Genomic DNA, 15,290 nt, shown 5'->3' with positions numbered 1-15,290 from the left:
ATCACCCTGGGGTCGGGTATCGCCGGTGTGGATGCGGTGGTGCTGGATTCGTGGTTGCGTCCGGTCCCCGCCGGTGTGGCGGGTGAACTGTATCTGTCGGGGCCAGGTGTGGCGCGCGGATATCGGGGCCGTTCGGCATTGACCGCCTCGACGTTCGTCGCCGATCCCTATGGGCTACCCGGCGATCGCCTGTATCGCACCGGCGATCTGGTCCGCTGGGCGGCCGACGAGTCCGACATCGGCGCTGGATCTTTGGCGTATGTGGGCCGGTCCGATTTCCAGGTGAAGGTGCGCGGCCAGCGGCTGGAGCTCGGCGAGGTCGAGACCGCGCTGACCGACGTGGCGGGAGTCGAACAGGCCGTCGTGACCGTGCATTCCCCTGAAGCGGGCGACGCCGCCGCTGTGCGGCTGGTCGCCTATGTGGTGGCCGCGGCGGGCGGTGTCCTGGACCCGATTGCGGTGCGGGAGTCCGTGGGTCGGCAGCTGCCGTCCTACATGGTGCCCGATGTGGTGATGGTGCTCGCTGACCTGCCCCTGACCACCAGCGGCAAGGTGGACCGTCGCGCCCTGCCCGAACCGGTGTTCACCCCGCGGGTATTCCGAGCACCGGCCACGCCGACCGAGCAGATTGTGGCGGAGGTGTTCGCGGAGGTCCTCGGTATCGATCGGGTCGGGGCCGAGGACGACTTCTTCGTCCTGGGTGGCGATTCGATCGTTTCGATCCAGGTCGTGGCCAAGGCCCGCGCACGGGGCGTGGTGTTCGGCCCGAAGGATGTCTTCGAACAGCGCACGGCGGCGCGGCTGGCATTGATCGCCGAGGACGCCGCGGAGACCACCGGCGGTCTGGCGGAGCTACCCGGCGGCGGCGTGGGTGAGCTGCCGCTCTTGCCGGTGGCGCAGTGGATGACGGAGTGGGGTAGGGGATTCGACCGATTCGACCAGCATGTGGTGCTACGTCTGCCCGCCGGCCTGGACGAGGCGGGGCTGACCACGAGTGTGCGTGCGCTACTGCACCGGCACGATATGCTGCGTTCCCGACTGCGGCGCAATGCCGTGGGACAGTGGTCGCTACTGGTCGCCCCGACCGACGAGGTGGATACGGCCTCGGTCCTGCATCGCTGTGTACTCGACCCGAGTGCCGACCTCGACTCGGAATCCGGCCGCCGGTCCATCTCCGAAATCGCCGCGGTGGAACTCGAGTCGGCACTGGATCGGCTGAACCCCGCCCAGGGCTCGATGGTGCGGTTCGTCTGGCTCGACCCCGCCGACAGCGCGGAATCCTCCTCGCCCGGTTGGCTGCTGGTGGTGGCGCACCACCTGGTGATCGACGGTGTGTCCTGGCGCGTGGTGGTGCCGGACCTGCTGTCGGCGTTCGAACAGGTCCGGGCAGGCGACGAACCCGTGCTCGCACCGGTGGGAACATCCATGCGGCGCTGGGCACATGGACTGGTCACGGCGGCCACCGGGCCCGCACGGGTAGCGGAGCTGGGATTGTGGCAGTCCGTGCTCGCGGGGCCGGATCCGCTCTGGGGTGGACGCGAACTCGACCCGACGGTCGATACCGCCGCCACGCTCGACCAGGTACGTGTGGAATTGCCGGAATCGGTGACCCGAGCACTACTGGGCACGATACCGGTGGCATTCCACGGTAGCGTGAACGATGGCCTGCTGGCGGGTTTGGCTGTGGCCGTACGAATGTGGCAGTCACGGCGCGGACTGGACGAGTCATCGGTGCTGGTGCGCCTGGAGGGCCACGGCCGTGAGGAAGCAGTGGTCGGTGGCGCGGACCTCTCTCGCACGGTGGGTTGGTTCACGTCGATGTTCCCGGTCCGTTTCGATCTGACCGGAATCGCCCCCGACGATGCCGCCGCGGCAGTGCGGCAGGTGAAGGAGACGCTGCGGTCGATCCCGGACAAGGGGATCGGCTACGGATTGCTGCGGTACCTCAATGACGACACCGCCGCACACCTGCCCGATCGCATGCCCGGCCGCATCGGCTTCAACTACCTGGGTCGGATCTCCGGCGCGGATATCGGCGACGGCGGGGTACACGGTGGTCTGGGCGAAATCGACGCCGCCCCGGATCCGGATATGCCGGTAACGGTGGCGGTGGACGTCAACGCGATTGCCATCGAGGACCGGCTGCGGACCAGTTTCCGCTTCCCGCGCACTCTGCTCGACCGCGCCGAGGTCGAGGAGCTGGCCGCGTTGTGGTCGCAGGCGCTGACCGCCATCGCCGAATGCGCCGAGACCCCCGGTGCCGGTGGGCATTCGCCGTCGGACTTCGGTCTGGTGGATCTCACCCAATCCGACGTCACCGCACTGGAACTCGCGTATCCGTCGCTCAGCGACGTATGGCCGGTCACCCCACTGCAGGCCGGACTGCTGTTCCACGCCCACCTGGCCGATGCTCACGCGGACGTGGATGCCTATGTCGCACAGCTGGTCCTGCATATGACCGGTGAACTGGATCTGTCTCGCCTGCGCACGGCGGCGGCAACCCTGCTGGAACGCCATCAGGGTCTGCGAACCGCGTTCACCACATCCGGTGCCGGGGTGAGCGTGGCGGTGCTCTGTGACCGCGTCGAACTGCCATGGCGCGTAGTGGATCTCACCGGAAGTCCCGATTCGGAGGCAGAACTGCTGGCACTGGCCGCGCGGGAGAAGGCTAAACCCTTCGATCTCGCGGCGGCGCCACTGATCCGATTCACGGTGGCCCGGCTGGACACCGGCCGGTGGGCGCTGATCCTGACCAATCACCACGTCATCCTCGACGGCTGGTCCTGGCCTCTTCTGCTCACCGACTGGTTCACCCTCTACGCGGGCGAACAGCAGACGGGAGCGGCCGGATCGTATCGAGACTTCTTGGCGTGGTTGACCACTCGGGATCGGGACGCGGCCCAGGCGGCGTGGGCCGCTGCCCTCGATGCCGCCGAACCCACCCTGCTGGCCGGTCGCTCCGGTAGCGCTGCCGGACCGGTGTCGGTGGCGGACCGGACGATCATCCTGGAAAGCGCCGACGCTCGCGAACTGGTGGCCGCGGCCGCCGCCGCGGGCGTCACCGTCAATACCGTCCTGCAGTCCGCGTGGGCGATTATGGCCGCGCACGCGACCGGTCGCACCGATGTGATGTTCGGGGCGACGGTATCCGGGCGTCCCGGCGAGCTCCCGACCGCCGAACGCACCATCGGACTGTTCATCAATACGATTCCGACCAGGGTCCGTTTGGATCCCACCGAGACCGTCGCACAACTGTGGACCCGCATCCACCGCGAGCAGACCGCCCTCCTCGACCATCACCATGTCGGCCTGCGCGAAATCCACACGCTCACCGGGTATGAGAGCCTCTTCGACACCCTCATGGTGCTCGAGTCGTATCCGGTCGACTTCCACAATATCGAGCACGCCGTCGGCGGCGGCGAGCTGGCGATCGACCATGTCACCGCCGCCGATTCCACGCACTACCCACTGTCGTGCACCGCGACCCTGCAGGACACCCTCCGCATCCGGCTCCAGTACCACACCGAGGTATTCGACCCGGCGGTGATCGAAACGTTCGCGCACCGCCTGCGACAGGTGCTGCGCACGCTCACCACCGATCCCACCGCGACGGTCCGCGAAATCGATGTGCTGTCGACATCGGAACGCCAGCTGCTCCTGCACGACTGGCGCGGCGGCAACGAGATCGAGCGTGCGGCGGCCCTGCCGGAGCTGCTGGCCGCGGCCGTGGCGGGTAACCCGGACGGCAACGCGGTCGTGGACGGGGATCGACAGCTCAGCTACCGCGAGCTCGATGAGGACTCCAACCGTTTGGCGCGCTTACTGATCGGTTACGGCGTCGGTCCGGAGTCCGTGGTCGCGATCGGTGTCCCGCGGTCGCTGGAGTGGGTGCTGTCGGTGTGGGCGATCGCCAAGACCGGCGCGGCATTCCTGTCCGTGGATCCGGCGCACCCAGCGGACCGCAATCATTTCGTATGCACTGATTCCGCTGTGCGAGTCGGTATTACGACGACACGCCAGGTCCACTCCTTACCGGGAGACGAGGTGTCGTGGCTGATTGTCGATGAGCCCGACACAGCGGCACGGCTTCGACAGTGCTCGCCGTCGCCGGTATCGGACGGGGATCGGTGCGGTGCGTCGCGGCCGTCGAATACCGCCTACGTCGTCTACACGTCGGGATCGACCGGGCGCCCGAAGGGCGTCGAAGTCACCCATACCGGCTTGACGGCCGTGCTGTCCGACCATGTGCGGCGCTGTGCGGTCGATGCGGGCTCGCGGGTATTGGCCGTTGCCGCCCGCACATTCGATGCCGCGATCCTCGAGTTCCTGCTGTCGGTATCGGGTGGTTCGGCACTGATTATCGCGCCCGAGGACGTGTACGGCGGACCGCCGCTGGCGGAGTTCCTCCGCGGCCACCACATCAGCCACGCCTTCCTCACGCCCTCGGTGGCACTGTCGGTGGACACCGACGGGCTCGACGAGCTGCGGGTGGTAATGACCGGGGGTGATCGCAGCGGGCCGCAGCTGGTATCGCGTTGGTCGCGCACCGATACGGCGGGTCGGCGTCGCGTACACAACCTGTACGGTCCGGCCGAGGCGACGATTTGGGTGACCGGTAGCGCCGAATTGCTGGTGGGCGAGCCCATCACCCTGGGTTCGGTCATTGCCGGTATGTCGGTCCGGGTGCTGGACTCCTGGTTGCGTCCGGTACCCGCCGATGTGGTGGGTGAGTTGTATGTGTCGGGACCCGGTGTGGCGCGCGGATACCGGGGCCGTACCGGTCTGACGGCGTCGCGATTCGTCGCCGATCCGTACGGGCTGCCGGGTGACCGGCTGTACCGCACGGGCGATCTGGTCCGCTGGACAACGGATGCGGGGTCTGCCTCCGGCACAGGTGTTCTGGAGTTCATCGGCCGGTCCGACTTCCAGGTGAAGGTGCGCGGTCAGCGTCTGGAGCCCGGGGAGGTGGAGGCCGCCCTCACCGCGTCGGCGGGCATCGAACAGGCCGTCGTGGTGGTGCATTCCGCCGACGCCGGCTCGGGAGCGCGGCTGGTCGCCTACGTGGTCGCCGCCTCCGGGTATGTGCCGGATCCGGCGGCGGTGCGGGAATCGGTGGGACAGCGACTCCCCGGCTATATGGTGCCGGATGTGGTGATGGTGCTCGACGAATTGCCATTGACCAGCAGCGGCAAGGTGGACCGGCGGGCATTGCCGGAACCGGTATTCGCACCGGCGGTGTTCCGCGCACCCGCCACGGCGACCGAACGGATCGTGGCGGAGATATTCGCCGAGGTCCTCGGTGTTTACCGGGTGGGGGCCGAGGACGACTTCTTCGTTCTGGGCGGCGATTCAATCGTGTCCATCCAGGTGGTGGCCAAGGCGCGGGCGCGGGGCGTGGTGTTCGGTCCGCGTGATGTCTTCGAGCAGCGCACCGCGGCCCGTCTGGCCATGGTCGCCCGTACCGCCGAGGATGACGCCGTCGCACTGGTGGAGCTCCCCGGCGGCGGCGTCGGAGATATGCCGCTGTTGCCGGTGGCGCAGTGGTTGGTGGAGTGGGACAAGGGTTTTCAGCGGTTCGATCAGCACATCGCCCTACGGCTGCCGGCCGGGTTGGACGAGGCGGCACTCAGCGCGGCCGTGTGTGCGGTGCTGGACCGCCACGACATGCTGCGTTCCCGATTGCGACGCGATGACTCCGGGCAATGGTCAATGGTGGTCGTACCCGCCAACGAGGTGGACGCCTCGTCGCTGCTGCATCGGCGTGCACTCGATCAGGCCATGGATGTCGACTCCGAGGCGGGGTTGGCCGCCGTCGCGGAAATCGCCACCCTGGAATTGAATTCGGCACTGGACCGACTCGACCCCAGTGCCGGATCAATGGTGCGGTTCGTATGGCTCGACCCGGGGACCGCCGCACCGGGCTGGCTGCTGGTGGTGGCGCATCACCTGGTGATCGACGGTGTGTCCTGGCGCGTGGTGGTACCGGATCTACTGTCGGCGTTCGAACAGCTGCGAGCGGGCGGCGTGCCGGTGCTCGCACCGGTGGGCACGTCCATGCGGCGCTGGGCACACGGTCTCGCAGCCGCCGCGACCTCGGACGTTCGCGCGGGTGAACTGGCGCTGTGGCAGTCCATGGTGAGCGGCCCGGACCCGGTTTGGGGTGGGCGCGACCTGGATCCGGCGATCGATACGGCCGCGGTACTCGAACAGGTAGCGGTGGAATTGCCGGAGCCGACCACGCGGGCACTGCTGTCGACGGTCCCAGCGGTCTTCCACGGCGGTGTCAATGATGGTCTGCTCGCGGGTCTGGCGGTGGCGGTGCGGATGTGGCGGCAACGCCGAGGCATCGCCGAGCCGTCGGTAATGGTGCGCCTGGAGGGGCACGGTCGCGAGGAACAGGTCCTGCCCGGCGCGGATCTGTCGCGGACGGTCGGGTGGTTCACCTCCATGTTCCCGGTGCGCTTCGACCTGGCCGGGATCGAACCGGACAATGTCATCGCCGGTGGGGCGGGAGTCGGCGCGGCCGTGCGGTCGGTGAAGGAGACGCTGCGGTCGATCCCGGACAAGGGGATCGGCTACGGCCTGCTGCGATACCTCAACGACGATACCGCCGCCCGACTCCCCGACCGGATGCCGGGCCGCATCGGCTTCAACTATCTCGGTCGTATCTCCGGCACCGGCGAGAGCGGAATCCAGGGTGGCCTGGCCGATGTGAACCCCACCCCGGATCCGGATATGCCGATCACGATGGCGATGGATGTGAGTGCGATCGCGATCGACGATCGGTTGCGGGCGAACTTCCGCTTTCCGCGCACACTGCTGGACCGCGCCGAGGTCGAGGAATTGGCGGCACTGTGGTCGCAGGCGCTGACCGCTATTGCCGAACACGCCGAATCCCCGGGTGCGGGTGGGCATTCGCCATCGGACTTCGGCCTGGTCGAACTGACCCAATCCGATATCACCGCACTGGAACGCGCGTACCCGTCGCTGAGTGACGTGTGGCCCCTGTCGCCACTTCAGGCCGGACTGCTCTTCCATGCCCAGCTGACCGACCATGCGGGCGATGTCGATGTGTATGCCTCGCAAGTGGTGTTGCACCTGACCGGAGAGCTGGACCCCGATCGGCTGCGCCAGGCCGCGACAACCGTGGTGCAGCGCCACCAGGGATTGCGGACGGCATTCACAACCGTCAGCGGTGGCAGCAGTGTCGCGGTGGTCAACGAACAGTTCGAACTACCGTGGCAGGTAGTGGATTTCACCGCGTCCATGAATCCCGAGGCGGAGCTCGTGGAGTTGGCCGCACAGGAGAAGGCCCGGCGCTTCGATCTCGCGGCGGCACCACTGATCCGGTTCACGGTCGCCCGGCTGGACACCGACCGCTGGGCCCTGATCCTCACCAACCACCACGTTATCCTCGACGGCTGGTCCTGCCCGCTGGTGATCACCGAGCTGTTCACCGAATACCTCGGCGAGGGCACGACACCGACGACGGCCGGTTCGTATCGAGATTTCCTGGCGTGGTTGGCGACTCGTGATCGCGCGGCGGCACTCACCGCGTGGACCGAGGCGCTCGACGGTGCCGAACCCACCCTGATCGCAGCTGCCGGTACCGGCACCGGAGCGGTGGCCGAGCAGTGGATAACGATCGATGACGCCGCTGCCCGGGAAGTGGTGGCCGTAGCCGCCGCGGCGGGCGTGACCGTCAATACCGTAATGCAGTCGGTCTGGGCGCTCATGGTGGCGAACCTGAGTGGCCGCGGCGATGTGGTGTTCGGCGCGACGGTATCGGGTCGTCCCGCCGAATTGCCCGGTGCGGATCGCACTATCGGCCTGTTCATCAATACGATCGTGACCCGGGTGCGGTTGGACCCGACCGAGAGCGTCACCCGGCTGTGGACCCGTATCCACAATGAGCAGGCGGCCCTGCTCGAGCATCACCACCTTGGCCTGACCGATATCCACGCGGTCACCGGCAGCGACATGCTGTTCGACACCGCGATGGTGGTCGAGTCCTATCCCGTCGATGTCAACGGCATCCGACGCCTCACCGGCGACGGCGAGGTGGCCGTCACCGCGGTCACCGCCGCCGACGCCACGCACTACCCCCTGACCTGCAGCGTTATTCTGCAGGACGGTCTGCGGATTCGCTTGCAGTACCGGCGCGACGTTTTCGATACGGCGGCGATCGCGGCGTTCTCCGAATGCCTGCAGCAGGTTCTGCGCACCGTCACGCACGATCCCACCATCATGGTGCGCGATATAGATCCGCTGTCGGCCGCCGAACGACACCGACTCGTCCGGGAATGGGGACACCACGGCACTCTCGACTCCGCCACCGCCGATGCCGCTGCGACGCTGCCGCAATTGTTGGCGGCAGCGGTAGCGAGCAATCCCGACGGTGACGCGGTAGTGGACGGCGACCGGAGGCTCACATATCGCGAACTCGATGAGCGATCCAATCGATTGGCACACTTGCTGATCGGCTCCGGCGTGGGTCCGGAGTCGGTCGTGGTGGTGGGTGCACGTCGGTCACTGGAGTGGGTGTTGTCGGTCTGGGCGATTGCCAAGACCGGAGCGGCGTTCCTATCCATCGATCCTGCCCACCCGCTCGATCGCAATCGATTCGTGTGCGCGGATGCCGCTGTGCGAGTTGGGATTACAACCGACCGGTATACCTCCGCGCTACCGCGGGACGGCATGACGTGGCTCATTCTCGACGAGCCCGCCCTCGCGGCCCGCATCGCCGAGTGCCCACCGGCACCGGTGACCGATGCCGACCGGTGTCGGGCGTTGCGGCCGGAGAACACCGCCTACGTCGTGTACACCTCCGGCTCGACCGGCCGCCCGAAGGGCGTGGAGGTCACCCATACCGGGCTGGCCACCCGGGTCGCCAGTCAGATCCGCGATCTCGAACTGACCTCGGACGCGCGGGTATCGACAGTGGCCGCACGGACATTCGACGCGGCCATCTTCGAATTCCTGCTGGCCGTATCGAGTGGCGCGGTGCTGGTCATCGTTCCCGACGATATATACGGCGGGCAGCCACTGCGGGAGCTATTGCGCGCTCAGCGCATCACCCACGCCTTCCTCACCCCGGCGGTGGCGCTCTCGATGGACGCGGACGGACTCGATGATGTCCGAATCGTCATGACCGGTGGTGATCGCTGTGCGCCGCAATTGGTCTCGCGCTGGTCGGGCACCGACAGCGCGCACCGACGCGCCGTGCACAACCTGTACGGCCCGGCCGAAGCGACAATCTGGGTGACGGGCGCGCGATTGCTGCCCGACCGGCCGGTGGTAATCGGTGGCCCGATTCTGGGGACGGCGGTTGTGGTCTTGGACGCCTGGTTGCGCCCCGTTCCGCTCGGCGCGGTGGGTGAGCTGTATGTGTCCGGCCCCGCCGTGGCGCGCGGATACCGGGGACGACCCGCATCGACGGCATCGTGCTTCGTGGCCGACCCCTTCGGCGGGCCGGGGAGGCGCCTGTATCGCACTGGTGATCTGGTGCGCTGGGTGATCGATGAATCCGATTCGGACCGTGGAGTTCTGGTCTTCGTCGGCCGCTGCGACTTCCAGGTGAAGGTGCGCGGACAGCGACTGGAACTGGGCGAGGTCGAGGCCGCGCTGACCGAGGTCGAGGGCGTCGAACAGGCCGTCGCGGTCGTTCACGTCCCGCCTGCGGCTGCTGCCGCGCCGTACGAGGCCGCCGCGCGATTGGTGGCCTACATCGTGGCCGACCCGGGATCCCTGCCCGACCCGGCGGCGGTACGGCAATCGGTCGGGCAGTCCCTGCCCGGCTACATGGTGCCGGATGTGGTGATGGTGCTCGACGAACTGCCCCTCACAGTGAACGGCAAGGTAGACAAGGCGGGCTTGCCCGAGCCGCTGCTGGCTCAGGCCTCCTACCGCGCCCCCGTCACCGCGGTGGAAGAGGTGGTGGCCCAGGTCTTCACCGAGGTCACCGGGATCGATCGAGTCGGCCTCGATGACGGTTTCTTCGCACTGGGCGGCAATTCGCTTTCGGCGACGCGGCTGTCGGCGCGACTGGCCGACAGGCTGGGCGTCACCGTGGGCGTGCGCGACGTCTTCGAGCGACCGGTGGTGCGGGACCTCGCGGAATCGCTCGCGACCCGTATCTGCGGCCCCGGCGGGGAGGTGTCCGGTCCGCGCCTGGTCCCGTGGGCACGCCCGGAACGGGTGCCGCTGTCCTTCGCGCAACAACGCATGTGGTTCGTCAACCGGTTCGCCCCGGACTCGGTGGCGTACAGCATCCCCCTGGTCCTGCGGTTGTCGGGTGGACTGGATGTGGCGGCCCTGTCGGGCGCGGTGTGGGATGTGCTGGGTCGGCACGAGGTGCTGCGCACGCGGTATCCCGACGAGAACGGTCTGCCGTTCCAGCTGGTGGTCCCCATCGAGGAACTCGGAACCGCCGTGGATGTGAACCTCGATCCGCTACCGGTGGACGAAGCGGAGTCGGCGGCCGCCGTTGCCGGTATTGTCGCGTCGGGATTCGATGTGGCGCTGCGGGTTCCACTGCGGGTGCGACTGCTGACGCTGGGTCCCGATGAGTTCGTCCTGGTGTGGGTGGTGCATCACATCAGCGCGGACGGGTTCTCGATGGCCCCATTGGCACGTGATCTCGCGATCGCGTATGCGGCGAGGTGCGCTGGCGGACAACCGAATTGGTCGCCGCTGCCGGTGCAGTACGCCGATTACGCGCTGTGGCAGCGCGAGTCGCTCGGTTCGGCGCACGATCCGGACTCCGCACTGTCGCGTCAGCTCGGGTACTGGACCGGCCAATTGCGGGATCTGCCCGAGGTATTGGAGTTGCCGACCGACCGTCCGCGCCCGGCAATCGCCTCGCATCGGGGGGCCACCCACAGCTTCGTCGTGGACGCGGATGTGGTCACCGGATTGTGGGCACTCGCCCAAGCGCGCGGGGTGACGGTGTTCATGATCTTCCACGCCGCTCTGGCGGTCGTACTGTCGCGCCTGTCGGGCAGTGGCGATATCGCGGTGGGAACGCCGGTGGCCGGGCGTGGTGCCGCCGAATTGGATGATCTGGTCGGCATGTTCGTCAACACGCTGGTGCTGCGCACCCGCGTCGACGAATCGGTGCCGTTCACCGAACTGCTATCCGATATCCGCGGTGTGGATCTGGATGCGTTCGCGCACGCGGAGATTCCGTTCGAACAGATCGTGGAGGCCCTGGATCCACCGCGCCGCCAGGCACATAACCCGCTGTTCCAGGTAATGCTCGCCTTCCACAACCTCGAGCGAACCGGTCTGGAACTGCCGGGCGTGGTGGTGACGCCCTCGGGCACCGACACCGGTATCGAGCGATTCGACCTGACGCTGACCCTCACCGATACCCCCGACGAACACGGAGCCATCCCCGTCAATCTCAGCTACGCCACCGATCTGTTCGACGAGCCCACGGCCGCGACCTTCGCGCGCCGCCTCGATCGGGTGCTACGGGCCATCGCCACGAATCCGACGGTGCCGGTACGCGATATCGACATCCTCTCGATCCCCGAGCGGTACCGGCTGCTGGATGAATGCGGTCGTGGCGATGCCCTCGACGCGGCCGCGAGCAAGAGTGCTGCCACGCTGCCGGAGCTGCTGGCCGCGGCGGTCGCCGCCAATCGGAACCGGGACGCGGTCGTGGAAGGCGAGCGCCGCATCACCTACCGCGAGCTCGACGAATACTCGAATCGATTGGCGCGCTATCTGATCGCTCGTGGAGTCGGACCGGAATCGGTGGTCGCGATCGGAGTCCCACGATCATGGGACTGGGTGCTGGCGGTCTGGGCGATCACCAAGACCGGGGCAGCGTTCCTGTCCATCGACCCGGCCCATCCGGCGGACCGTAATCGGTTCGTGTGCACCGACTCCGGTGCCCGCTGCGTGCTGACCTGGGGTGAACCCGGGTTCGAGGTCTCCGGCGTGGACGTGGTCCGTCTCGACGAACTCGACCTCTCGAAACTCGCTGGGACACCGGTGCGCGATACCGACCGGTGCCGGTCGTTGCGGCCGACAAATCCGGCCTACGTCGTCTACACCTCCGGCTCGACCGGACGCCCGAAGGGTGTGGAAGTCACCCACACCGGGTTGGCGGCGCTGCTGGCGGCGGATACGCGCGAATACGCGGTGGACCGGAAGTCACGGGTGCTGGGTGTCGCCGCGCGGACGTTCGACGCCGCGATTCTGGAGCTCTTGCTCGCCGTCTCCGGTGGTGCGGTCCTGGTGCTCGCGCCCGACGACGTCTACGGCGGTGAACCGTTGGCGCACCTGCTGCGTACCGAGCACATCACGCACGCGTTCCTGACCCCGGCGGTGGCAATGTCGATGGATACCGAGGGGCTCGATGAGTTGCGGGTGGTGCTGACCGGTGGCGACCGGTGCGGGCCGCAGCTGGTGTCGCGCTGGTCGCGCTCCGATCGCACGCGCCGACGACGCGTACACAACCTCTACGGTCCAGCCGAGGCGACGATCTGGGTGACCGCCAGCCCCGAATTGCGTGCGGGTGCTCCGGTCACGCTGGGTTCGGTGATCGCCGGTACGTCGGTGCTGGTGCTGGATGCGTGGTTGCGTCCGGTGCCCGCCGGTGTGGTGGGTGAGTTGTATGTATCGGGTCCCGGTGTGGCGCGCGGCTATCGGGGACGACCCGAATTGACGGCATCGCGTTTCGTGGCCGATCCGTACGGGCTGCCGGGCGACCGGCTGTATCGCACCGGCGACCTGGTGCGCTGGATGACCGCTGAATCCGATTCGGCCGCTGGTGTTTTGGCATTCGTGGGCCGCTCCGACTTCCAGGTGAAGGTGCGCGGACAGCGACTGGAGCTGGGCGAGGTCGAGGCCGCGCTGACCGAGGTCGAGGGCATCGACCAGGCCGTGGTCATCGTGGCTTCCGAGGGCGCCGCCGCACGCTTGATCGCCTACGTGACCGCCCGACCGGGCCGCACGGTGGATCCGGTGCGCGCCCGGCGGTCGGTGGGCGGCCACCTCCCGGGCTATATGGTGCCCGATGCGGTGATGGTGCTCGCTGACCTGCCCATGACCACCAGCGGAAAGGTGGATCGCCGGGCACTGCCGGAGCCGATCGTCCCCCCGCGACTGTTCCGGGAACCCGCCACGGCGACCGAACAGGCCGTGGCGGAGGTATTCGCCGAAGTGCTCGCCGTGGATCGAGTCGGGGCCGATGACGACTTCTTCGCCCTGGGCGGAAATTCGCTGAGCGCGGTGCGGGTCGTCTCGCTGCTGCGGGCACGAACCGGGAAGCAGTTGCGGTACAGCCAGCTCTTCTCCGACGCGACACCGATATCGGTCGCGCAAGCCCTGGACAGCGAGCACGGCGGGATGGATATCTCGCTGGGTGTGCTGACGCCGCTGCGTTCATCAGGTGACCGCTCGCCGCTGTTCTGTGTGCACCCCGGTGGCGGTCTCGCCTGGGTGTACGGAGCCCTGGCGGGTCACCTCGATGCCGATCGCCCGGTACACGGTCTGCAGGATCCCTATATCGTCGCCGACGAGCCTCGAATGGAATCGGTTGGCGCATATGCGGATCGGTACGTTCGCGAGCTCGTCGAACGATTCCCGGATACCACCTACAACCTGCTGGGCTGGTCGCTGGGCGGCCAGATCGCGCATGCCATGGCCGTGCGCCTGCAAGCCATGGGGCATGCGGTCGGCCTGTTGGCCCTCGTGGACGCGGGCATCACGACCGGTGCGCGGGAAGCGGCGGAACCCGAGCCGCGGGAAGTCGCCGAGGCCGTCGGCCGCATTCTCGGCGGCTGGCGAGAAGCCCTGGGGCTGGACGAAATTCCGGAGATCGACGAGATCGACGAGTTCTACGCGCTGGTATCGGACCGGATCAGCCGCGCCGGGATACTGACGCCACAGCAGGTCGAACGAGTATTGGAGAGCTTCTCGCAACCGATCCCGTACGCGCCGGGGAGTTTCGACGGCGATGCGGTGCTCTTCACCTCAGCCCGCGAACCGGGCCGCGACGAACTCGCGCACACCTGGCGTGAATACATCACCGGACGGATCGAGCGAATACCCGTCGACGCCTGGCACACCGGCATGCTGAATGCGGATAGGACGGCCGAGCTCGGGCCGATCCTGGAAGCCCGGCTCCGCACCGCCGAGGACGGTCACTGATGCCGGACCAGCCGCCACAGCGAGGTGACCTCGGCGGAGCGGGCCGCGTGCAGCGGATCGCTCGTTTCCTTGGCCCGGCGATGGCGGGGGTTGGTATCGAGTTTGTCGATGACGCGTAGGCCCGCCGACTCGATCAGGGCGGGTAACTCGTCGGGGCCGCGCAGACCCAGTCGTTCGGCCAGGTCGGACACGATGAGCCACCCCTCCCCGCCCGCCTCCAGGTGGGCGGGGAGGCCGGTGAGGAACTCCCGGAGCATGGCACTGTCTGGGTCGTAGACGCCCTGCTCGAGGTCGGAGGTGGGACGGGCGGGCAGCCAGGGTGGGTTGCAGACGATGAGGTCCGCCCGACCTTCGGGATAGAGGGCGGGGCCGACCACGTCGATCTGTTCGGTGAGGCGCAGATCTCGCACGGTCGCGCGGGCGCAGTCGAGTGCGCGGAGATTGGCATCGGTGGCGAGAATGCGCGAAATACCGCGACGGGCCAGCACGGCCGCGAGTACCCCCGTGCCGGTACCCAGGTCGAACGCCATGCGGGTCCGGGGTGGCAGCGGGGCACTGGCGACCAGATCGATATATTCGCCGCGCACCGGGGAGAACACCCCGTAGTGCGGGTGAATGCTGGCGTCCAGATACGGGATGGCCACCCCCTGCCGCCGCCACTGGTGCGCGCCGATCACACCGAGCAACTCGGTCAGCGCTACCACCGTGGTTCCCTGTGCCGGACCATAGGCCTCGCGGCAAGCCAGGCGCACCTCCGGTGCCCGGCGCAGAGCCAGCGAGTAGTCGTCTTCCAAGACGACCAGGACCCGGCCGAGGACGCGGGCGCGATGGCCGCGGCTGCGGCGGTACTGGCGAAACAATTCGGCTGGATCGTCCACCGGCGCTGGTGTTTTCCGGTCGAGGCGGCGGCCGAGGGCGGCCAGCAGCTGGCGGGCGTTCTGGAAGTCGCCGCGCCACAGCAGGGCGGTTCCCTCACAGCACAGGCGATAGGCGTTATCGGCCTTGGTGCGATCGTCGGCCACCGTGATCCGGGTGGGCGCGGGTGTGCCGTTCTCCGAATGCCACCGTGCGGAGTACTCCGACGCGGCGGCGTCGGTGTGGTTCTCGGTCCAGGAAACGGTGGACAC

The 15,290-nt window shown here is 67.9% G+C and carries 2 protein-coding genes (1 of these 2 only partly in view); one reads left to right on the top strand and one right to left on the bottom strand.

Annotated elements, in window-relative coordinates:
- On the top strand, positions 1–14,163 hold the end of the coding sequence (locus NU1_RS17950; protein ID WP_084521547.1) for a non-ribosomal peptide synthetase. 14,361 nt of this gene lie to the left of the window's left edge; the window shows 14,163 of its 28,524 coding nt (coding positions 14,362–28,524); its start codon lies beyond the left edge, outside the window; the stop codon is at positions 14,161–14,163.
- Here NU1_RS17950 and NU1_RS17945 read toward each other — a convergent pair.
- The gene (locus NU1_RS17945; protein ID WP_067523040.1) at positions 14,157–15,290 is read right to left on the bottom strand and encodes a methyltransferase; all 1,134 of its coding nucleotides are present in this window, start codon (positions 15,288–15,290) and stop codon (positions 14,157–14,159) included. The genes NU1_RS17950 and NU1_RS17945 overlap by 7 nt on opposite strands.

Source organism: Nocardia uniformis NBRC 13702 (assembly GCF_001613345.1).
GTDB classification, from domain to species: Bacteria; Actinomycetota; Actinomycetes; order Mycobacteriales; family Mycobacteriaceae; genus Nocardia; species Nocardia uniformis.
Note: the sequence above shows the minus strand (reverse complement) of the source record. Positions and strands in the feature narration are given on the sequence as shown.